At 67.7% G+C, this 17,239-nt stretch carries 43 protein-coding genes; 3 read left to right on the top strand and 40 right to left on the bottom strand.

Translation table 11 applies throughout. The annotated features are described in order from the left end of the window. Positions 1-113: 113 nt before the first annotated feature. From AB0H52_RS13795 to AB0H52_RS13820, 6 genes are all read right to left on the bottom strand, one after another. Entirely contained in the window at positions 114-506 is a 393-nt protein-coding gene (locus AB0H52_RS13795; protein ID WP_357947488.1) for a hypothetical protein, read from the bottom strand. A 6-nt stretch (positions 507-512) separates the two neighbouring features. Then, on the bottom strand, positions 513-749 hold the full coding sequence (locus AB0H52_RS13800) for a hypothetical protein (RefSeq protein ID WP_357947491.1): 237 nt from the start codon (positions 747-749) through the stop codon (positions 513-515). A 194-nt stretch (positions 750-943) separates the two neighbouring features. Then, positions 944-1,162, bottom strand: coding sequence for a hypothetical protein (locus AB0H52_RS13805; RefSeq protein ID WP_357947494.1), 219 nt, complete (start codon positions 1,160-1,162; stop codon positions 944-946). Then, entirely contained in the window at positions 1,162-1,431 is a 270-nt protein-coding gene (locus tag AB0H52_RS13810) for a hypothetical protein (protein WP_357947497.1), read from the bottom strand. Before AB0H52_RS13810 ends, AB0H52_RS13805 begins: the two co-directional genes overlap by 1 nt. A gap of 30 nt (positions 1,432-1,461) precedes the next feature. Continuing rightward, a complete protein-coding gene (locus AB0H52_RS13815; protein WP_357947500.1) occupies positions 1,462-1,830 on the bottom strand; it encodes a hypothetical protein in 369 nt (122 codons plus the stop codon). A 125-nt stretch (positions 1,831-1,955) separates the two neighbouring features. After that, positions 1,956-3,095, bottom strand: coding sequence for a hypothetical protein (locus AB0H52_RS13820; protein ID WP_357947503.1), 1,140 nt, complete (start codon positions 3,093-3,095; stop codon positions 1,956-1,958). Between the two features lie 124 nt (positions 3,096-3,219). On the opposite strand from AB0H52_RS13820, the gene AB0H52_RS13825 reads away from it, so the two are divergent. From AB0H52_RS13825 to AB0H52_RS13835, 3 genes are all read left to right on the top strand, one after another. Further along, on the top strand, positions 3,220-3,576 hold the full coding sequence (locus tag AB0H52_RS13825) for a hypothetical protein (protein ID WP_357947506.1): 357 nt from the start codon (positions 3,220-3,222) through the stop codon (positions 3,574-3,576). 169 nt (positions 3,577-3,745) lie between these two features. Next, complete coding sequence (locus AB0H52_RS13830) at positions 3,746-5,158, top strand: helix-turn-helix transcriptional regulator (protein ID WP_357947509.1); 1,413 nt, start codon at positions 3,746-3,748, stop codon at positions 5,156-5,158. 488 nt (positions 5,159-5,646) lie between these two features. Next, a complete protein-coding gene (locus tag AB0H52_RS13835; RefSeq protein WP_357947512.1) occupies positions 5,647-6,468 on the top strand; it encodes a hypothetical protein in 822 nt (273 codons plus the stop codon). 62 nt (positions 6,469-6,530) lie between these two features. Here AB0H52_RS13835 and AB0H52_RS13840 read toward each other — a convergent pair whose 3' ends face one another. The 34 genes from AB0H52_RS13840 to AB0H52_RS14005 form a co-directional block, all read right to left on the bottom strand. Beyond that, positions 6,531-6,770, bottom strand: a complete 240-nt coding sequence (locus AB0H52_RS13840) for a hypothetical protein (RefSeq protein WP_357947515.1) — start codon at positions 6,768-6,770, stop codon at positions 6,531-6,533. After that, complete coding sequence (locus tag AB0H52_RS13845; protein ID WP_357947518.1) at positions 6,767-7,090, bottom strand: hypothetical protein; 324 nt, start codon at positions 7,088-7,090, stop codon at positions 6,767-6,769. The genes AB0H52_RS13840 and AB0H52_RS13845 overlap by 4 nt, the downstream gene beginning before the upstream one ends. Before the next feature lie 117 nt (positions 7,091-7,207). After that, positions 7,208-7,429: a hypothetical protein gene (locus AB0H52_RS13850; RefSeq protein ID WP_357947521.1), complete on the bottom strand. Its 222-nt coding sequence runs from the start codon at positions 7,427-7,429 to the stop codon at positions 7,208-7,210. A gap of 16 nt (positions 7,430-7,445) precedes the next feature. Further along, on the bottom strand, positions 7,446-7,718 hold the full coding sequence (locus AB0H52_RS13855) for a hypothetical protein (RefSeq protein ID WP_357947524.1): 273 nt from the start codon (positions 7,716-7,718) through the stop codon (positions 7,446-7,448). Next, positions 7,711-7,974, bottom strand: a complete 264-nt coding sequence (locus tag AB0H52_RS13860) for a hypothetical protein (protein WP_357947527.1) — start codon at positions 7,972-7,974, stop codon at positions 7,711-7,713. The genes AB0H52_RS13855 and AB0H52_RS13860 overlap by 8 nt, the downstream gene beginning before the upstream one ends. A 66-nt stretch (positions 7,975-8,040) precedes the next feature. Continuing rightward, positions 8,041-8,274: a hypothetical protein gene (locus AB0H52_RS13865; protein ID WP_357947529.1), complete on the bottom strand. Its 234-nt coding sequence runs from the start codon at positions 8,272-8,274 to the stop codon at positions 8,041-8,043. A 50-nt stretch (positions 8,275-8,324) separates the two neighbouring features. Further along, on the bottom strand, positions 8,325-8,522 hold the full coding sequence (locus AB0H52_RS13870; protein ID WP_357947532.1) for a hypothetical protein: 198 nt from the start codon (positions 8,520-8,522) through the stop codon (positions 8,325-8,327). Positions 8,523-8,620: 98 nt separating this feature from the next. Further along, on the bottom strand, positions 8,621-8,992 hold the full coding sequence (locus AB0H52_RS13875; RefSeq protein WP_357947535.1) for a hypothetical protein: 372 nt from the start codon (positions 8,990-8,992) through the stop codon (positions 8,621-8,623). An 18-nt stretch (positions 8,993-9,010) separates the two neighbouring features. Further along, positions 9,011-9,175: a hypothetical protein gene (locus AB0H52_RS13880; protein WP_357947538.1), complete on the bottom strand. Its 165-nt coding sequence runs from the start codon at positions 9,173-9,175 to the stop codon at positions 9,011-9,013. 14 nt (positions 9,176-9,189) lie between these two features. Further along, positions 9,190-9,531, bottom strand: coding sequence for a hypothetical protein (locus AB0H52_RS13885; protein WP_357947541.1), 342 nt, complete (start codon positions 9,529-9,531; stop codon positions 9,190-9,192). Positions 9,532-9,610: 79 nt separating this feature from the next. Beyond that, positions 9,611-9,865: a hypothetical protein gene (locus AB0H52_RS13890; RefSeq protein WP_357947544.1), complete on the bottom strand. Its 255-nt coding sequence runs from the start codon at positions 9,863-9,865 to the stop codon at positions 9,611-9,613. 35 nt (positions 9,866-9,900) lie between these two features. Then, positions 9,901-10,350 carry a hypothetical protein gene (locus tag AB0H52_RS13895; RefSeq protein ID WP_357947546.1) on the bottom strand — a complete coding sequence of 150 codons (450 nt, stop codon included), beginning with the start codon at positions 10,348-10,350 and terminating at the stop codon, positions 9,901-9,903. A 1-nt stretch (position 10,351) separates the two neighbouring features. Continuing rightward, positions 10,352-10,651, bottom strand: a complete 300-nt coding sequence (locus AB0H52_RS13900) for a hypothetical protein (protein WP_357947549.1) — start codon at positions 10,649-10,651, stop codon at positions 10,352-10,354. After that, positions 10,651-10,908, bottom strand: coding sequence for a hypothetical protein (locus AB0H52_RS13905; protein ID WP_357947552.1), 258 nt, complete (start codon positions 10,906-10,908; stop codon positions 10,651-10,653). The genes AB0H52_RS13900 and AB0H52_RS13905 overlap by 1 nt, the downstream gene beginning before the upstream one ends. Before the next feature lie 57 nt (positions 10,909-10,965). Beyond that, the gene (locus AB0H52_RS13910; protein ID WP_357947554.1) at positions 10,966-11,292 is read right to left on the bottom strand and encodes a hypothetical protein; all 327 of its coding nucleotides are present in this window, start codon (positions 11,290-11,292) and stop codon (positions 10,966-10,968) included. A 166-nt stretch (positions 11,293-11,458) separates the two neighbouring features. Then, on the bottom strand, positions 11,459-11,782 hold the full coding sequence (locus AB0H52_RS13915) for a hypothetical protein (protein ID WP_357947557.1): 324 nt from the start codon (positions 11,780-11,782) through the stop codon (positions 11,459-11,461). Between the two features lie 11 nt (positions 11,783-11,793). Further along, positions 11,794-12,105, bottom strand: coding sequence for a hypothetical protein (locus tag AB0H52_RS13920; RefSeq protein WP_357947560.1), 312 nt, complete (start codon positions 12,103-12,105; stop codon positions 11,794-11,796). 166 nt (positions 12,106-12,271) lie between these two features. Then, a complete protein-coding gene (locus AB0H52_RS13925) occupies positions 12,272-12,454 on the bottom strand; it encodes a hypothetical protein (protein ID WP_357947563.1) in 183 nt (60 codons plus the stop codon). Further along, on the bottom strand, positions 12,451-12,588 hold the full coding sequence (locus tag AB0H52_RS13930) for a hypothetical protein (RefSeq protein ID WP_357947566.1): 138 nt from the start codon (positions 12,586-12,588) through the stop codon (positions 12,451-12,453). The genes AB0H52_RS13925 and AB0H52_RS13930 overlap by 4 nt, the downstream gene beginning before the upstream one ends. Beyond that, positions 12,585-12,857: a hypothetical protein gene (locus AB0H52_RS13935; RefSeq protein ID WP_357947569.1), complete on the bottom strand. Its 273-nt coding sequence runs from the start codon at positions 12,855-12,857 to the stop codon at positions 12,585-12,587. Before AB0H52_RS13935 ends, AB0H52_RS13930 begins: the two co-directional genes overlap by 4 nt. Next, complete coding sequence (locus AB0H52_RS13940) at positions 12,854-13,048, bottom strand: hypothetical protein (protein ID WP_357947572.1); 195 nt, start codon at positions 13,046-13,048, stop codon at positions 12,854-12,856. Before AB0H52_RS13940 ends, AB0H52_RS13935 begins: the two co-directional genes overlap by 4 nt. A gap of 127 nt (positions 13,049-13,175) precedes the next feature. Then, entirely contained in the window at positions 13,176-13,298 is a 123-nt protein-coding gene (locus AB0H52_RS13945; RefSeq protein WP_357947575.1) for a hypothetical protein, read from the bottom strand. A gap of 36 nt (positions 13,299-13,334) precedes the next feature. Next, a complete protein-coding gene (locus tag AB0H52_RS13950; RefSeq protein WP_357947578.1) occupies positions 13,335-13,997 on the bottom strand; it encodes an NUDIX domain-containing protein in 663 nt (220 codons plus the stop codon). Next, positions 13,997-14,215 (bottom strand): hypothetical protein, encoded by a 219-nt coding sequence (locus tag AB0H52_RS13955; RefSeq protein WP_357947581.1) that lies wholly within the window; start codon positions 14,213-14,215, stop codon positions 13,997-13,999. The genes AB0H52_RS13950 and AB0H52_RS13955 overlap by 1 nt, the downstream gene beginning before the upstream one ends. A gap of 89 nt (positions 14,216-14,304) precedes the next feature. After that, on the bottom strand, positions 14,305-14,484 hold the full coding sequence (locus tag AB0H52_RS13960) for a hypothetical protein (protein ID WP_357947584.1): 180 nt from the start codon (positions 14,482-14,484) through the stop codon (positions 14,305-14,307). An 89-nt stretch (positions 14,485-14,573) separates the two neighbouring features. Next, entirely contained in the window at positions 14,574-14,837 is a 264-nt protein-coding gene (locus AB0H52_RS13965) for a hypothetical protein (RefSeq protein ID WP_357947587.1), read from the bottom strand. Between the two features lie 32 nt (positions 14,838-14,869). Then, positions 14,870-15,025: a hypothetical protein gene (locus AB0H52_RS13970; RefSeq protein WP_357947590.1), complete on the bottom strand. Its 156-nt coding sequence runs from the start codon at positions 15,023-15,025 to the stop codon at positions 14,870-14,872. A gap of 90 nt (positions 15,026-15,115) precedes the next feature. Further along, positions 15,116-15,910 (bottom strand): hypothetical protein, encoded by a 795-nt coding sequence (locus tag AB0H52_RS13975; protein WP_357947593.1) that lies wholly within the window; start codon positions 15,908-15,910, stop codon positions 15,116-15,118. A 23-nt stretch (positions 15,911-15,933) separates the two neighbouring features. Beyond that, positions 15,934-16,089 carry a hypothetical protein gene (locus AB0H52_RS13980; RefSeq protein WP_357947596.1) on the bottom strand — a complete coding sequence of 52 codons (156 nt, stop codon included), beginning with the start codon at positions 16,087-16,089 and terminating at the stop codon, positions 15,934-15,936. Between the two features lie 87 nt (positions 16,090-16,176). Continuing rightward, entirely contained in the window at positions 16,177-16,332 is a 156-nt protein-coding gene (locus tag AB0H52_RS13985; protein WP_357947599.1) for a hypothetical protein, read from the bottom strand. Further along, on the bottom strand, positions 16,329-16,697 hold the full coding sequence (locus AB0H52_RS13990; protein ID WP_357947602.1) for a hypothetical protein: 369 nt from the start codon (positions 16,695-16,697) through the stop codon (positions 16,329-16,331). Before AB0H52_RS13990 ends, AB0H52_RS13985 begins: the two co-directional genes overlap by 4 nt. Beyond that, positions 16,694-16,852, bottom strand: a complete 159-nt coding sequence (locus AB0H52_RS13995) for a hypothetical protein (protein ID WP_357947605.1) — start codon at positions 16,850-16,852, stop codon at positions 16,694-16,696. The genes AB0H52_RS13990 and AB0H52_RS13995 overlap by 4 nt, the downstream gene beginning before the upstream one ends. Further along, complete coding sequence (locus AB0H52_RS14000) at positions 16,849-17,064, bottom strand: hypothetical protein (RefSeq protein ID WP_357947608.1); 216 nt, start codon at positions 17,062-17,064, stop codon at positions 16,849-16,851. Before AB0H52_RS14000 ends, AB0H52_RS13995 begins: the two co-directional genes overlap by 4 nt. Continuing rightward, the gene (locus AB0H52_RS14005) at positions 17,061-17,237 is read right to left on the bottom strand and encodes a hypothetical protein (protein WP_357947611.1); all 177 of its coding nucleotides are present in this window, start codon (positions 17,235-17,237) and stop codon (positions 17,061-17,063) included. Before AB0H52_RS14005 ends, AB0H52_RS14000 begins: the two co-directional genes overlap by 4 nt. Positions 17,238-17,239 lie beyond the last annotated feature (2 nt).

The following is a 17,239-nucleotide window of genomic DNA, read 5'->3' on the forward strand; positions in this document are numbered from 1 at the left end:
GCAACCGGGGCACCGCATCCAACGCAGCCGTCCTCCGGCACACGGACTGCCGTGCTGCCGCACAGCGCGCGATGAACTGCCGCGGTGACGCCGCCGCGAAGGATGCTCACAGGTCACATCCCCATGAAGGCGCGCAGCCCCGTGATGATGCCGTCAAACGGGGTCAGGACCGCGTCGTACACGTTGCCGAGGCCACCGCCGGAGATCCGCATCAGCGTTGGCGCGAGGCAGATCAGGATGAACGCTGGCCAGTCCGGGCGCCGGTCCGCGACGTCCACGACGATGAACAGCAGCGCGGCCAGGGACGCGATGGCAGCCCCACCGGCAGAGATCCCCACGGCGTTGCCGAACTCAGAGGACATGCCCACCCCGCCCAGCAGTGCCCCACCCCAGGCGATCCACGAGAACGCCCGCGATACCTTCGCGTGCTTGAGCCGCTTCGAGATGAGGAACTGAGCGGTGATGGCGACGATGACGAGGCCGAAGCCGATACCCACGTTGAACATGGCAGGTCACCCCTTTCCGAGGGCGAAGGTGGCGGCGAACGCCGCGAGGATGAGGTAGAACGCCCACCGTCGGGTGGGTCGGGCGGCGAGCCACCGCAGCAGCCCAGTGAGGAAGGTGGGGGCGACCGCGATGAGCCCGAACATGAGCAGCCGGTCGGTCCAGTTCGATACCTGCCACGCGATGCGCAGGGCACCCACGTTGGCGGGAATCCGCTTCGAGTCGACCGCTGAGGCGGCCCACATGTCCCGCAGAGACGCAGGCCGGGCGGTCCACGCCCACCACGACGCGCACGCGGAACGCGCGACGGCCCACGCCTTGCCGAAACTAAGAGTGACCGGTAGCCTCGCGCCCGCACGTGCGGGCGCGGGCGGGCTGTCCAACCTGGGAATCCGCCCGTTGTGGGGGGATCGAATTTCACGCTCGGTGACAGTCGTCGTCATCGGGCCGCCTCCTTCCGGGCGTCAGTCATTTCGGTGATCCGGTCGCGGACCATCACGGTCGCGGCCTGGAGTTGGTCGGGTCCGGCGTGGAACGCCTCCGCCACCAGCCAGTGGCACAGCGCCCACAACTTCTCCCTCGGGGTGCGCGCCTCGGCGACACGCCGCTCATGCCACTGGTGCCGGTTGACCTCGGGTTTTGTTGAACGCCCGGCCATCACGCCCCCTCGGATGCGGGCATCACCCAGCGGAACAGCACCTTGCCGTGCCCCTTGCCACCGGCATCAATGTCACGAAATTCCAGGTGGAAGCGGTGCATGTCGGTGCGGTGCGCGTTGGCGCGCAGCACCGCACCGAGCAGGTGCTGGTTGAGGGTGCGCATGGTCGTCGCGCCGTCTTCGAGGTCGACGGGAGCCAGGAACGCAGGCATGTCCCGCACCTGTCGCTGATCTTTGAAGACGCTGATCTCATAGATTTTCGATGCCATAGCGGTTCGAATTCCTCGCGTTTGCACTGGTCAGGGGGTCAGAGCGGGGCTACCGTCGTGCGGTTCGTCGGACTCGGCGTACACCCACTTGCGGCCCTCCCGGTACTTCTCGGCGAGTAGCCACACGAGCAGCCCGACGAGGGCGCCGGTGATGACGGCGAGGGTGTGGGACACAGCGAGCAGCGTGTTTGTGGCCATCCCGCCGACGGCGGCGGAGGCGGTGAACGCGGCAGCCAAGCCGACCCACTCGGATGCGATGTGCCGCCAGTCCTTGTGGGCGTGGATGTTGGCGTGGTCGAGGGTGTCCCCCGGGTTGGTTGCCTCATCGAAGTAGATGTTGATCTCGGGCAGGTTGGTGGCCGCCAGCGTGGTGCGGGCGGGTAGGTGGTCAACGCTCATCGGGGTCCTCCTCCGGTTTGGTCAGGGTCTTCGGGAAGCTCCGCCACACGTGGCGCAACAGGGCTGCGGCGTCGGAGCGAATGTGTCGTTGTGCCTCAACGGACAGCACCGGTTCGCCGGGTAGGTCAAGCAACTTGGTGGTCCTCCTTGTCGTCGGCGGTGAGGGTCACCGCAGCCTCAACAGGTGAGGCGGTTTCACGGCTGGTGGTTCTCAACGCGGCGGCGTTACGGTGGTGTTCGGCGAGCGCGTTGATGAGTTCTTTTGCGCGGGGAAACCCGACGCCGGTGACCCGCCGCACCTCGGCCTGCGACCACTCATGCTCGGCGCTGCCGTTGTGGGCGAGAAGCTTCTGAACTGCGTCTTCGTCGCTGATGACACCCCCGGCGGCACCGCGGCGACCTGAACCGCCACCGGCGCCACCCTTCGTTGAGCGGAAGTCGTTGAGGTTCGTTGTTGACAGTTCGGCGCGCAGTCGAGCCATCGCCTCGGTGTGCCTCGCCTTGAGTGCGTTGCGCGTCTCAGTGAGTGCCGCGTTGTGCCTCTCTTCGGCGTTGTTGAGGGCGGCTTCGAGGGTCACCGTTTCGGCGCGCAACGCGTCCCGCTCGGCAGTCAACGCGGCGACCGTGGCGTCGTTGGTGGACTTCGTTGAGGCGATCTCAAGCTCCGCGTCGGCCTCAACAGCGGCAGCACGCTCAACGGCTTCGCGTTCCCGGCGGTCAACGTCCGCCTTCTCAACGGTGAGCCGACGCACCTGATCCTTGAGGGCGGTCAGCTCGGCCAGCTCGGCGGCGCGTCTCGCGGCACCGTCGTCGAGGGCGGTCCGCTTCTTGTTGATGACTTCGCCCATCTGCCGCTGGAAGTAGGCGGCGGCCTCAACGGCGAAGAACATCATCAGCGGACCCCACGAGTGGGAGAACACTCCGCCAAGGTCGGGGCCCTTGGTGGCGAACCACGATTCGGCGGTGTTGAGCGCCCAGGTGGCGAATCCGGCGACCCAGCGGAGGACACCAACCCATCCGGATTTGACTCCGTGTTGGGCAAGGATGGGGGTGGCGACGAGTCCGACGGCGAGGGCTCCGTCTACGGCGAGGCTGAGGATCCAGGCGGTTTCTTTCGGGACGCCGTGGTGGACGAGGTACCGGTAGACGATCGGGACCCCGTAGATCATGACCAGTAGGGCGACAGCCCAGGCGAGGGCGGACACGACTCGCACGAGCCCCCGCAGGGACGCGAGTTCGCGGTCCAGTCGCTCCGTGTCGGTCACGTCTTGCCTCCCCTGTTTGGCCTGTCTGCTGTTCGCGTTATCGGCTTGCCTGTGTCAGACTTGCGAACAGTTCGCGCAGTGCGAACAGATGGAACAGTAGCACGATCGGAGCGGAAGGGCATCAATGGCCACGGCGGTGATCGCGAACACCTCGAACGGTGGGTACGCTCACCGCAAATTCCAGCGGCTGAGAGCAGTGGTGATGGGGGACGAACAGCGCGCCGAGCGCCCACAGGACGAGGTCGCCGACCTTGAACGACGGGCGCGGGCTGGCGAGTGGTTGAAGACTGGCGCTGTCGCCACCCTGCTCGGGATGGGCCGAACGAAGGTCCACAGCCTCGTGAAGGCGGGCGTGATCGGGCATCGGAAGATCCCCGGAGCCCCCCAGAAGCCGCAACGCGAGTGCAACCCCGTGGACGTGCTGCGGCTGCTCGACGAGCGGCGCCGCGTGTTCCATGGCGAGTCCGAAGATCCGACCTGACGCACTCCTCCACCTCCTGATGACTGCCTGCCCTGCTGATGACCCCAGCCTGTTCCGGGCAGCACAGCACCGGAACGGCATCGCGTGGGCAGCTCATGGGCGTTGATCACTGGCTGCCCATACGCTGGCAACAGCACGTCAATGCGCTGACCACCCGGGGGCGGCAACCATGACCAGCACCGAGGCACCACCGAACCGGCTCGCCGAGCTACGCGAGCGGGCTTCACTCAGCCAGCAGGAGGTGGCGGACCGGCTTGGCCCGCCTGTCACGGTTGGGCAGGTGTCCCGGTGGGAGCGGGGTGTTGTTGTTCCGGTCCCGAAGACCCGGCGCGCTCTGGCGCAGGTGTTGGGGGTGTCGTCTGTGCAGGAACTCGGCATCCAGCCCTCGCCCGTCGCGTCGGTTCCCCGTCAACGGTCGAGCGCAGAGGACTTCATGACTGACGTTGAGCAGGATCCGCGGGTGGTCAAGTCGCAGGATGAGTGGCGGCGCACCCGCGCGCTGCTGAACAGCAGCCGGCACAGCCTGTCGCAGGTGGCGGCCGACTTGTACCCGGATCACCGCCTGGGCGGCACTGGGCTGATTGCCGGCCCGGGTTGGATCCCCGACGCGCCCGTGGACCTGGCGGACATCAGCCTTGTCGAAGTGCCGGGCGCACCCGAACCGGCGTTGGACGGGACGGAACGGGAAGCCGCCCGGTCGCTACCGGACCAGACGCTCACCCGCTCGTACGACCGGTACACCCGGGCTGTTCGGGACTTGGCGCCGCCGCGCCTGTTTGAGGACAGGGTGTCGTGGCGGTTGACGGGGGTTGACTGGTCGCCGGGCGCGGGTTCGATGGGTTTCGCGGACACCACCTACTTCTCGGCGGTGGATGTGTTCGAGCCGGTGGCCCACGAGCTGGCGTACGTCGCGTTGGACGCGGACGGGCAGGCGGCGGCGCACCCGCACATGCGTGACCTGCCGTACCGGAAGCTGATCGGGTCGCCGTTCAACTTCGGCCGCCGCCCGGTGATGCCGGCCATCTCGACGTTGACGATCCGCCGTGACGGGGACCGGGCCGAGTTCCTGATGCACCGGCGTGACCCTCGTGCGGTGGCTGCCGCTGGGGGCATGTTGCAGGTGATCCCGTCGGGCATCTTCCAGCCGTCGAGCATCCTGCCGGCGGCGCGGGCGGCCGACTTCTCTCTGTGGCGCAACATCCAGCGAGAGTTTTCCGAAGAGTTGTTGGGCATGCCGGAGTGCGATGGGCACGGGCGTCCGGTCGACTACGGCAGCGGTCCGTTCGCGGTGCTCGACCAGGCGCGCGCTGACGGACGCCTGTCGGTGCATTGCCTTGGGGTTGCCCTGGATGCGCTTACCTTGGTTGGGGAGATCCTGACGGTGCTGGTGGTCGACGCCGACGTGTTCGATCGGCTCGCGGCGGACTTCGTGGAGCGCAACGACGAAGGCCAGATCGAGGGCGAGCGGTTCGCGTTCACGGAGGCCGGGGTGCGCGGGCTGCTCGACTCCGGGTCGGTCGCGCCGGCCGGGGCCGGGTGCCTGGAGTTGGCGTGGCGGTGGCGAGACGTGCTGCTGCCGTAGACTGCCGTTGCGACACGGGTTGCGTGGCAACCACGAAAGCCCCGGACCGGAAACGGCCGGGGCTTCGTCGTGCCGGTAGACCCCTCCTACCTCGGCGGGAACGCACCTCTCGCCCTGGTCGACGATTTCTCCCGCTGTCGCTTTCGGCCGTGCGGTTTCCCGGTAGTGAAAGCGGAGCCTGCGACCAGGGTAGACCGGGCGGGCGATGCCCGGATAGCACGAAGGGCCCGCACGAGGCGGGCCCTAAGGCGGTGCGGAGCGCACATCCCGGGAAGCGCCCTGCACGATCAGGCTAGCAGAGCAGGCATCGGCGCTGGTCAGCAAGATCCGGACGCCGGGTAAGATAGACGGCGACAGCTCAACAAAGAATCGAGCCCGGACGCGGTGTTGGACGCACCGGCCGGGCTCTTGATCGCCGCGTGGAGGCGACCCATGTTCAAGGTACAAGCCTACCTTGCCAGCACGTCTGTGCGACCCGGTGGTGTGCGATGACCGCCACCCCACCCCCGGACCTACACGTCCGGCTCCCCGTCGAACTGCTCGACCTCGTAGCGTCCGGGACGCTGACCATCAACGCGGCCTACGTGTACGCGCTGCTGCTGACGCACATCAACTACGGACGCGGCGACGCCCACGTGTGGCCGTCCCGAGCCAACCTCGCCAAGCGGATGAACCTCAAGAACGCCCGCGCCGTTGACCGGTACATCGTGGAGCTGACCGACGCTGGCTTGGTCGAGAAAGAGTGCCGCCGCAACGAGCGGAAGAACGTCAACGACACCAACCGGTACACGCTGCTGTGCGTCTCCTGGCCGAAGGAAAGCACCTCCGGGGGTAGTGCGCCACAGCACACCACCCCTAGTGCGCTGGAGCACACCACCCTAGTGAGCCAGAGCGCACACGAACTAGAAGAACCACAACTAGATCAAGGTGAACTAGATCGACCCTGCACAGAAGAGAATCGCTCCCCCTCCACTCGCTTCGCTCCCTTCGGGGCGGGAGACACAGATTTACAACCCGCTGCCGTTGACGAACAGCCTGCGATCCCGCATCAGCGAGGGAACTGGTACCTCAACGACCGCGACGACTTCCGGGCCACACTCGGCGAGCAGATCATTTCGCAGGGCGTCAAGCACTGGAACCGGGGCACCTTCCCGACGAACGCCGTCTACGACGCGCTGCGGCAGCGGTCAGAGAACCCGATCGACCGCCCTGGCAGCTACGTGGCGTCGCTGCTCGACAAGCAGGGTGGGGATGCGCTGGACAACTGGCTGCTGCGAGAAGGGTTCAGCCTCCCGGAACAGGCGGTGTGACGACGAAGCCGCCCACCCTCTGTCGATGCTTGGGGTGGGCGGCTTCGCGCGGGCTACGCGGGCTACGACTTGCGGTAGGCCGACACATGCTGCTTGATCTTTTTGATGGCCGCCGACGCCATGTCGTTGCCAAGGTCGATCGATGTTCCGTCCGCAAGCGGCGAACCGTCGAGCCGGTCGATCAGGTCATCCCAGCGGATCCGGTTGTCGCCGGAGTGCCATCCGTCGTAGATGCTGGTGGCTGCGTCGAGGATTTCGTCGGTGACATCGCTGGCGTTGGTGACGGTGGTGTACGTCTTCACGTCATATCCTCCCCAAGGTACTTGCGCGCCCACTCTGGCACGTCCCGTTCCCGGTCGAATCGGCGGATGATGTTGAACTGTTCGTGCCCATTGGCCGGGCCGCTGATTTCCATCTGCCGGAACCGCGCACCGTGGTAGGTGACCTCGATCTGCTCGGGGGTGAAGGTCACTGTGCCGGCCTTGCTGGTGGCGGGCATCTGCGGCGCGTCAAGGTCGAGGTACGTGTTGGTGGTGGTTGTGGTGCCGCCGGTGAGGTAGCCGTACGGGTCGGCGAGGGCGTGCAGTAGTGCCCGCCCGAACGACTGTCGTTGCCGGTTCACATCGCATCCTGTTCCTGCTCGGACGTAATCGTGTACACGGGGAGCCGACCCGGACGTCCACACGTTGAGGGCGGCACGCTCGGCATGGTCAGGTCTTCGTTGCGGGTGACAGTTCGGTCAGCCACGGCCGGCCTCCTCGCTGACCCGCTGGCCGAGATTGGCAAGCCACCGCAACGCGCCAGGCGTGAAGTGAGCAACCACGGACCCGCTGTCCTGACCGTCCGTGGAGATTGACACAAGCGCGTTGGGCTGCACGGTGATCTCGGCGGTGTTGCCGATCGGATCGGTGTAGTGCCAGTTCTCGCCAGCGAAGCCAGGGTGGCCGGGAAGGCGGATCATCCCGGCGGGATTTTGGTCAGCCACGGTTGGCCCCTTTCAGTAGTCCGGCCGCGTCCAGCTCGGCGGCGATGTTCTCGGCGGTCTTCCACTCCTGCTGGCACTGCAACACGTTCACCGCCTGCTCCCGAAAGCTCAGGCCGGGCTGCGGCTTCGCCCACCCGCCGTCGAGCAGACCCGAGGTGGACAGGGTTCGGGCGTTCATCTCGGCGCGTTGCCGCAGCTTGAACGTGCCGGCGAGGTGCGGCTCGATGATGTCGGCGGCCTGGTCGATGATGCTGCGGTCAGTCACGGCCATCCCCCTTCGTGTCGAACGGGCACGACGCCGGGTCGACGCCCTCGCAGTTGCGGCAGGAGTGTTCCTCCACCACCTGTGCGCCATCGTCGAGCAGGTGCGCCATCCGCTCATCCCCGTACTCGCCGCCGTCCCCGGCGACCCACGGGAAGGGGTCACGCCGGGATTCGACGGTCTTCTTGTAGGTGGTGCCGTCGTGTTCCTCGATGACGGTGCCGACGCGCATCAGCGCGGTTCGGTGCGGTCTGGGCATGTCATTCCACCTTGTCGGCTTCGAGGATTCGCTGCGCCTGGTCGTGGGCATGTCGGTTCTCCCTGTTCAGCGGTAGTCGTCGGTGGGCAGGCGGGACAGGTCCGGGTCGGCGACCGTGAACACCCGCGCCCCGTCCGGGCCGGCTGCGGTGAGGCAGCCAGCGGCGGTGAGGTTCCGGAGGTCGGCGCGCAGGTTGTAGGAGGCGGCGGGCACGCCGAAGTGGTCGGCGAGCTGGTCGACGGTGACGTGCCCGTCGCCGATGGCATTGAGGACGTCGGCGGTGGTGAAGTAGGTGGCCATCTCGGGGCTCCCTGCTGCTCGTAGCCGGATGCGTGTCCGGTGGGGGTCAGTCAGGCGTAGAGGGGCTGGGCGAGGGTCAACATCTGGTCGGTGGGGAACGTGGTGCTGTTGATGTGCCCGCTCCACCACACCCGAACAGTGCCGGCCTCGGTGGCAACGATGGCGACGGTTCGCCAGTCGCCGACGGCGATTTTGACTACGTCGCCGGGGGTGAGGTCGGCGGCCGACTTGGTCGGGAAGGTGTTCATGTCGGGGCTCCCTGCTGCTGGTCGGGGTTTTGGTGTTGTCGCCGGTCCGGACCATGACGTCCGGGCTTGCGGCCTTCGGCGGCCGACCGGCGGTGCGCTCAGTTGCCGGCGGTTGTGGTAGGGATGTCGAGAACGCGGCCGGCGGCAATAGCCATCGCGTAGCTGGTGTCCGGGTTGTGGTCGTAGCGGGTGGCGATCAGGTGCAGGATCGCCTGCTCCTGCGTGAAGTGGTACCTGCTGCCGCGCATGTCGTTGGCGACGAACGTCCACCAAACATTGCCCTCAACGCTCAGCTCCACGAGGTGGTCGTCTCCGAGCGGGATGACGGCGGTGACCCGCTTCCGGCCGCCCGGGTTCTTGCCGAGAACGATCTCTGCAACGGCGTGCTCGACTTTGCGCTGCTCGTTCTCTCGCTCGTAGGCGGCGTCCTTCATCTGATCGATGATGCTGCGGGCGGTCGTGTCGCTCATGACTGTTGGCCTTTCCGGTCAGCGGTTGTTGATGAGGGCGGTGAAGGCGCGGGCGTAGCGGTCCGCGTCGGTGGTGGGTGCGTCGTCGTAGCAGTACGCCTTCCCGCCGATGATCTGCACCCGACCGCCGCTGAACGTGAACCCGCAGACGGTGCAGTCGTGCTTGGTGGACTTGGGCTGCATGGTGTGCGCTCCGATCAGGAGTTGAAAGGGGTGGCGGCGAGGCGGGCGCGGAAGTCGACCGGCGTCGGAACCTGCTCGCCGATGCGCCGCAGCAGGGCAACCGTCACCTCAGCCGGGGTCGCGTCGGCGGTGAGGTTGACGCCGCCCAACCACGCTTCGTTGCGGAACAGGCCGTACCGGGCACCGGGGGCGGGCATGAGCAGGTCGTACCGGTTGCCCCGGTGGGTGACGCTGACCGCCCAGGTGCCGGCGTCGTGGTCGTACGCGGCGCGGGCGTAGTTCTCGCCGAGCGGGCCGTTAAGGGTGTCGGCGATGTCGTGGGCCAGGGCCTCGGCGTACTTCGTGTTGGCCTGCATCTTAACTCCCTCGGGTTGGTGTCCCTGACACCACAAACATTACCCAAGGGTCATGGCCCAAGTCAACACTCTTGGGTAATCACTTTTTGCGGTCGCGCATCCCCGGATTCCGATGCCGAGACACCGCCTTGTTCACCGTCGCCACCGTCTTGCCCAACTTTTCCGCCACCGAGGCATACGACTCCGAACGCGTCGCCTCCTCGATCGCCTCATCAGCCAACGTCGACAGCAGGCGCTTCGCCTCATCCACCAAGTCCCGGGCAAGGCGAGCCCGCTCAATCGGCGGCTTCTTCGGCAACCCGGCGATCATCCGTGCCAACTCGTTCGTGTCCATCGGCCTCTTCTCCATTGCCCTAGGGTATGTGTTGATCAGGTCGTTTCGGCCGCAACCGAGTCGGTCATCTTCGACCGCACAATCTCCCGGTACCGGTCGAACTGGGCATGCCCCGGCGACGCCAACTCGGCGCGGTCAACCAGCGCCAACGCCTCATCCCACCGACCCTCACGGAACGGCACCTCAGCATCAGCGAGCAGCGCGGCAGAGTCCGCATCGCGCCCCGCCTGACGCTCCGCACGTTGGGCGTCAGTGAGTCGACCAGCGGCAAGGATCTCCGGATGGGCGTCCAGGTGCCCACGAACCGCAGCCCAGACCGTCTTGAACCCGCACCGGTCGCACAACTTCGCCAGGTTGCCCTCAGCCACATACCGGCCCACCGAGCCAACCGAACCGCCAGTCGCCGGATTGCAAGCCCAACTCCCCGCGTAGTCCTCGCAGGCGTGCGCAACCCGCACCCGGTCAACCGCGCTGATGTCAGCCACATCACTCTCCCTTCGCTCGTGCAACATCAGCCTCCGCCGCAGCCGTAATTAGCGAACCCATGTGCAGGTTCATGACGGCCGTGATGACCTCGTGTTGTACCCGATGAGCAACGCCCGCATAGCGGACCCGGGCCGCATCGTCTGCGCGGTCCAAATCCAGGGCAGACCGCCGCACCGTGACGGCAAGCTCAGCGAGCCGATCCGCGACGCGCAGGACATGCCGGCGCAGCTCATCGGCCGCGTACGCCTCAACGGTGGTCAGCCGGGAACTCTCGTCACCGCCCACCGGCGTCAGTGCCATCACTGCCACCCGCCGTCACTGACAACGACAGTGCGGGACACAACACGAGCGGGCACCTTCCGCCAGCTCGTCAGCTCGGCCAGATCACGCTCAGCGGCCTCGCGGGTCGACGCACCACCACAGCGCCCGTCACGGGCGACGGTGACGTGAGTGCCGCGGAGCCCTTCGTACTCCACACCCCACAGCGTGTAGGTGCCGGCAGGTAGTTCCCGCACGAGCTGTGCGAGCTGGTCTGCGGTGACCTGGCCGTCGCTCATGGTTGCGCCCCTTCCGGGTGGTTGATTTCTGGACAGCGGACCCGCGCGTCGGGACGGTTAGAACCACTCGACGTCCGCACCGTTCGCGCACGCCCAAACGGCCAGGTCGTGCAGGTCGGTGAGCCGTTCGGCTAGGTAGCCGGGGCGCCGCCCGCATTCGACCCAGTTGCCGTCGACCACAGCGGGTCGACCCTCGTTGTCGCCGGTGGCTTCGCTGAGGAAGGCGAGTGCGAGCAGTACGCGGCCGAGGAAGTCCTGGCCGGTGGTGGTTCCCCAGTCGCCGTCGTAGGTGAGGCCGAGCAGGTCGAAAACCTGGGCGGCGTTGCCGTTGGCCATGTTGACCGTGGGCGCCTGCGTGGCGGCGGGGGTGATGGTGATGGACATGGGCGCCTCCCTGGGTTGGGTGTGTGTGCTCGCGTCCCTTCGCGCCCTTGGCGCTGGGGAGGCCCCATGTCCCGCTCGCGCGGGTCCGCTGTGGAGTTGTTTGGCGTCGTTTCCGACACCCCAAACATTACCCGTGGGTCATGACTGTGTCAACACTCATGGGTAATCATTCCGGCGTGTTCGCTGGCCGGCAGAACGGGCACACATCCCCCAGCCAGCCGCCCTCCTCCGCCGCAGCCCACGCATGCTCCGCGTCGGCGAAATGATCCCCATCCCCCACCGCCACACCACACCACCGGCACACCACCAGCAGACACCGCCCGTCGTGCTGCCACGGCACCAGCGGATCCCGGTCCGGGAACCGCGCCCACACTTCGGCGATGATCGGCAAGAACCGGTCCACATCGTCGGAGTGAAAATCCTGCGTGTCCCCACACAGGTGGTCGGCGGTGACGATCCAACACAGGGTGTGATGCGGTCGCAGCGGCATGGGCAGCCCTCCTAGCGGACCTGGTGCACGAGGTGGTGCGGCACCGCGAACAGGTCACGGCCGTTCCGGTACAGGTCGTACGCGTCCGAGTACACGGCGATGATCGCCCACCCGGACCCGTGCCCGTCCACATCAACGATCAGCGGATCACCGACCTGCACCCCAGCCGCCGCCTTACGCGGATCAACGGGCAGCTTGGACGTGGCACTGGCGGGCATGGGGGAACTCCTGACGATCGTGGGCGGGCTCGTGCGGCCGACGGTGGTCGGCAGCCGCCGGTGGTGAATGGTCGGCTTGACGGCGTTGAGCAGGGGTGGCGTCATCGCTGGTTGTCCTTCCTGGTGAGGCAGTTCTGCGGGCATGACTGGGTGACGGCCAGGTCGGTGAGGCACACTAGGCAGACGGTCGGTACCGGCTCGGGTGGTGCGACGATCGGCCGGCGGCGGGGGCGGCCGTATGTGGACACCCCCGCGATCTGCTCGCCCGCGGTCATCGGTGCGCCTGATCCATGTGGGTGCCAGCCTCTTCGACCAGGTCCCGCAGCTCGTACCAGCGGCCCGACTCCGACCGCCAGTCGTTGGCGTCGCAGCGCCCCGACCAGTTGCCGTCGTCGTCGACCACCAGTTCAGCCGTGGCGGCGCTGGCGTCGTTGGTGACGAACAGGCGGCTCATCTTGCCGCCTGACGTGCCGCCCGATCAGCGTTGCGCTTCTCGGCCAGGCGCTGCGCTTCGGCCATCTGCGCCAGCCGGGCCTCCCGCGCCCGGTTGACGACGTACGCGTGGATGTCGGCGTTTTGGCTGCTCACTGCTCGCCCTCGCCATCGTTGACCGGCTGCCGGTACCGGTCGGCGAGCTGCCCGGCCAGTAGCGACACGACGAACGAGGGCAGCATGACCAGCATTCCGAGCGGAGCCGCCGGAATCCACTTGCCGCTGATGGCGCCGGCGTTCGCGAGTAGGCCAGCGACCATCAGGGCGAGGCCCGCCCAGATGACGGCGGTGGCGATGTTGGCGACGGTTTGCGCCCGGTTGGCTCGGCGGATCCGCGCCGGGTCGACGCGCTGCGGGGCGCTCACCGGCTCTGCCCGGTCGGGGTTTGCTGCGCCTGCCGGCGGTGAGCGTCGCGCGCCTGCGCAACCTCCGGCGACTGCCGCAACGCCTGCGCAGCGTCGGCGAGAGCCCGACGGCCTGCGGCGCTACCCGGATTGGCTTTGGCGTACGCCTGCGCGTCCTGGAAATCGCGTGCCTTCTGCGAGAACATGGCCATGGTCGGCCTCCTTCGGGGGTTGACTGGCCCGGCCGTGGAGGTGGTGCTCCTGGCCGGGTGTGGATTCCGTGGTTGGGGTCCAGCGGGGGCGGCCCGCCCTGAACAAGTTGGCCGCCCCCGCGTACAGCTACTTGCGGTTGCTGCTGGCGCTAGCCGACGCGTTAGCCGCGCCGATCTTCTGCTGGGTGCGGATCGACAGGTCACCCAGCGGGTTGCTGGTGGTCGGGCTGGTGGGCGTCTGGTTGGCCATGCGGTGCTCCATTCGGTTGCGCCGGGATCGGCGGATTCAGCCCAGCAGGTCGCTGAGCAGGTCGCGGTGGGCGGCGAACACGGTGCCGCCGTAGCTGATGTCCAGGTGCCGGGTGAGCGCCCGGTAGTCGGCGGCGGGCACCCACACGGCGCGCCGGGCGTCGTCCATGCCCGTCACGTCCGGCAACGCGCCCACGTAAGTGCCCATGTCGAACACGACTGGGGTGGTGACCATCCACGCCTCATCGGAGGCGCGCGGGTCGGGCACGTACCGGGCCGGCAGCACCTCGTACGGCTCCCGGTCGGGGTCGATGGTCAGGCCGGTTTCCTCGGCCAACTCCCGCACCGCGGCGGCCAGGGCTGTCTCTCCGGGGTCGATGTGCCCGCCGGGCAGCGCCCACCCGTGGTTGTCGTCGCGCTCGACCATGACCAGCCACCGCCACCCGTGCAAGGTGGTCGCCATGACGATGGCGTCGGCGGCCTGAGCCTCACCCCAGTGGCCCAACTCGTTTCGGCCGTAGCGGATGCCGGTCGGCGCGTATGGGTTGACCGGACGGCCGTCGACGACCGGGAACGGGATCGCGGCCCGGCGCTGACGCTCAGCCCAGTCGATGCGGGTCGGGTCCATCTCCGGGTCAGCCCAGGACGCCCCGGCTGCGATGCCGGCAAGGACGCTCGGGTGCGTGTAGGTGCGGCCCATCAGTAGCCGTGCCTGCGTAGCGCGTCGAAGGCGGCGGTGGTTTCCGCCGGGGTGGCGTCGCGCATCGCCAGCTCGAAGCGTTCCTTCGCCTGGTCGAAGTCGGTGCTGTCGATGTCACGGTCGGCGGCGTCCGTCTCCGCCATCCCCAGCTTGATCAGGTTCATGACGGTGTCCCGACGTACCGGCTCCGGCTGCGGGGTGCGGCTGAACAAACCCATGACGGTTCTCCCTTCGTTCAGATGTGTCCGCCGCCGGGCGGCCACGGGGTGGGCATCGGCCGGGGCGGGTCGCTTGGGGCGAACATCAGTCAGACCACTTCCACGGTCGCGTTGGCGTCGTGCTCGACGCGGTACTCACGGTCCGTGGTGACGAGCACCTTCCCCGGGGGTCCGTCCTCGTGATTCACACCGTGGACCCGGTCCCAGGCACCGTCCTTGGTCACCACCTGATCGCCGCTGAGCAGGTCGCGGTATCGCTTGAAATGCATTGGCGCTCTCCCTATCCGTCGGTGCTGGTCTGTGAAGACCCTGCGCGGGCCGGGAAAGCAAGGTCCGGCCCCGCAGGCTCACGTACAGGTCAGCGGCTCCCGCCCCGCCTCGACAGCACCTTGTCGTAGTGGTCGCCGAGCAGCCGAAACACCGTGTTGTCGTCGAAGTACTCGGAGACGTTGCGGGCCTCGTCGGCGTACTCCTTGCCCATCGCGTCCACCTCCCCGTCCGGGTAGATCAGCGCCAGGTGGTTGCCGAGCACGTCGTAGACGACCTGCCCGGCGGGTCCGGCAACAATCCAGCGGGGCGAGCCGTCGGTGGGGTGGGTGGTTTTCGTTTCGGTGATCTGCATTGGTGCTCCTTCGATGTCGGCTGTTCGGAAGGTCAGCGCTTGTTGTTCTGCTCGGCGATCTTCTGCGCGGTGAGTCGGGACGCCGGGGTCTCGATACCGGCGGCCTTGTCTCGCTGCTCCTGGTCCTGCATGCGCAGGGTTTCCGTTACGGACGGAATGACCGAGTCGGACTCGAACCTGTTGCTCATGGGCTCTCCTTAGCGGTTGCGGGCCTGTGGTGACCCTGCGCGGGCTCGGACAGCGGATCGGCCGAGCCCGGCAGGCTCACGTGCAGACGGTCAGAGGGCGGCCGTGGCGAGCAGCCACAGCACGGTCAGGACGGCGGCGGCAAGAACACCCATCCGGGCGGCCTTCCGGATCGCCTTGCGGCGCCGACGCGACGCCTCGGACCGGCGAAGCTTCGGCTCCACCACCGCCCGTTGCGCCTCCGCGTCGGCGAGCACCATCGCCCCGCCGATCACCGGGTCGGCCGCCAGGTCCCGCAGCACCACATCGTCGGTGCGGGTGTCTTCGGGACACGTCCAAAGGTCGCCCGGTGCTGCGATGTAGACGCCGTGCATCCAGCAGTCCACGTGCCCACCCTTGCCCGGCGGCACCCGGTCATCACCCCACAGGCCGGCGAGACGCTTCTCCCCCGCTTCGGTAATCCGCCACCCGAACTCGGTGTGGTCGAAGTCCGCACGGATCAGCCCTGCCGCAGATGCGGCCTTCACCGCGTTGACGACGTCGAAGTTGACCAGTTCGTCAGTGCGGTCAATGGGCGTGTCGAAGTAGACGGCTTCCAGGACGGCCAACTCCGGGTTGTCCGTGGGCGGCCCGTCCGCGCCGGGCGCATCGCCGGCGATGACGGCAGCGAACCGGGCGTCTAGGTCGGTGGTGGCTTCCAGCTCGCGCAGCGTGTCGGCGGCCACTCGATCGAGAAGGGCGTCCAAGTCGAAGTCGGCCGCAGGCGCCCACGGGTCTGTGTCGGGCAACTCGACCTGCGAGATGTGCACCCCGCCCACGTAGTCGCGGGGGTCGTCGTTCTCGTTGCAGTCCGCGCACCACGCCTGGTTGTCGGGCACTGTGACCACACGGCACCGTCCGCAGCGGGCCATCAGCGTCCCAGCCCGTACGACGCGTTGATGGCGGCGCGGCGGGCCGTGGACCGGCCGGTGCGAACCCGGATGGTGCGCTGCCCGTCGCCCGAGTCGACGGTGATGGGGCGGCGAACCTCGCGGCTGGTGTGGGCGATCGTGGCGCTGGCGTACATGGCGTGCTCCAAAGGTGTGAAGTGGGTTCGAAGTAGGTGCGAAGTGGTGCGATGCCGGCCCCGTCCCTCGACGGGGCCGGCAGGGAGCTACCTGCGGTTGTTGCGCTGCTTGTCGGTGCGTGGCGCCGGCTTGTCCAGGTCGGCGCGCACCTCGTTCACGGCGTCCAGCAACTGGTTGTCGGCGAACCGCTGATTGCGGTCCCCCTGCGCCTTGATGCTGCGCACCTCGGCAGGCCGGCTCACCGCTTGACCCAATGCCGTTGCGGCAGCTGGAACGGCGACAGCAGCCCCGCCAGCCGACCTGCGGCGGCGTTCGCCGTTTCCGCGTCCAGCGTGGCCACCTGACCGCCAACCTCCACGGTGACGGTGGGCGGCTCCGAACTGTCGCGGTCGACGGTGACCGTCAACTTGATCCGCCGGCCGTTCGGGTCGGTGACCGCCGTTGAGTCGACACACGGGCCGTCGTGCGGTGCCCGGTGGCACCACAGCGGATGCAAGCCCCAGTCGGCAGGCAGGGTGTCCTGGTCGGGCTTTTGAAGGTCGTGAAAGGCGGGGCCGTCGTTGCGGGACTTGTGCCCGGCGCGCATTCCGCGCAGCCAGCCGTTCACCGGTCACCACCGCCGTACAGCACCGACGGAAACCCGTGACGGGTGAGGAAGTCGTCGAGCATTTGAACGATGTCGTTCGACGACGCGCCCTCAGCGTCGGCCTCCGCGAACTCGGCGTGAAGCTCCGCCAGGATCGCCCGCACCTCGGGGGTCACCGGGTCACGCCCTGGGCGTTGTACGTGCCGGTCGGCTGGTCGTAGCCGTACGACACCCGCGACCGGTACGAACCGTTCGTGGCCTGCCGCACATCCACCCGCCGGTTGTCCGCGTAGGTGACGTGCTGGGCGACAGTCCCGTCGGCGTGGTTGCGGATCCGCACCCGCTTGATCTGGGCGTTCGGGGTGTTGGTGTTCGTCTCCGAGGTCACTTGATCACCCCGTCCGCGTGCAACTTGTCGTGGCGCTTCGCCTCGGCTTCGGCGTCCTTGAACTCCCGGTGGCTGAAACCCTCCGGGAGCGGGCAGGCGGGGCGGTCGCACTTCGGGTAGTAGAACGGCCACCAAGCGGACTCGGCGTCGTACTCGACGGTGGTTTTACCCATGG

Origin of the sequence: Micromonospora sp. NPDC050695 (assembly GCF_040654415.1) — a bacterium.
GTDB lineage: Bacteria > Actinomycetota > Actinomycetes > Mycobacteriales > Micromonosporaceae > Micromonospora.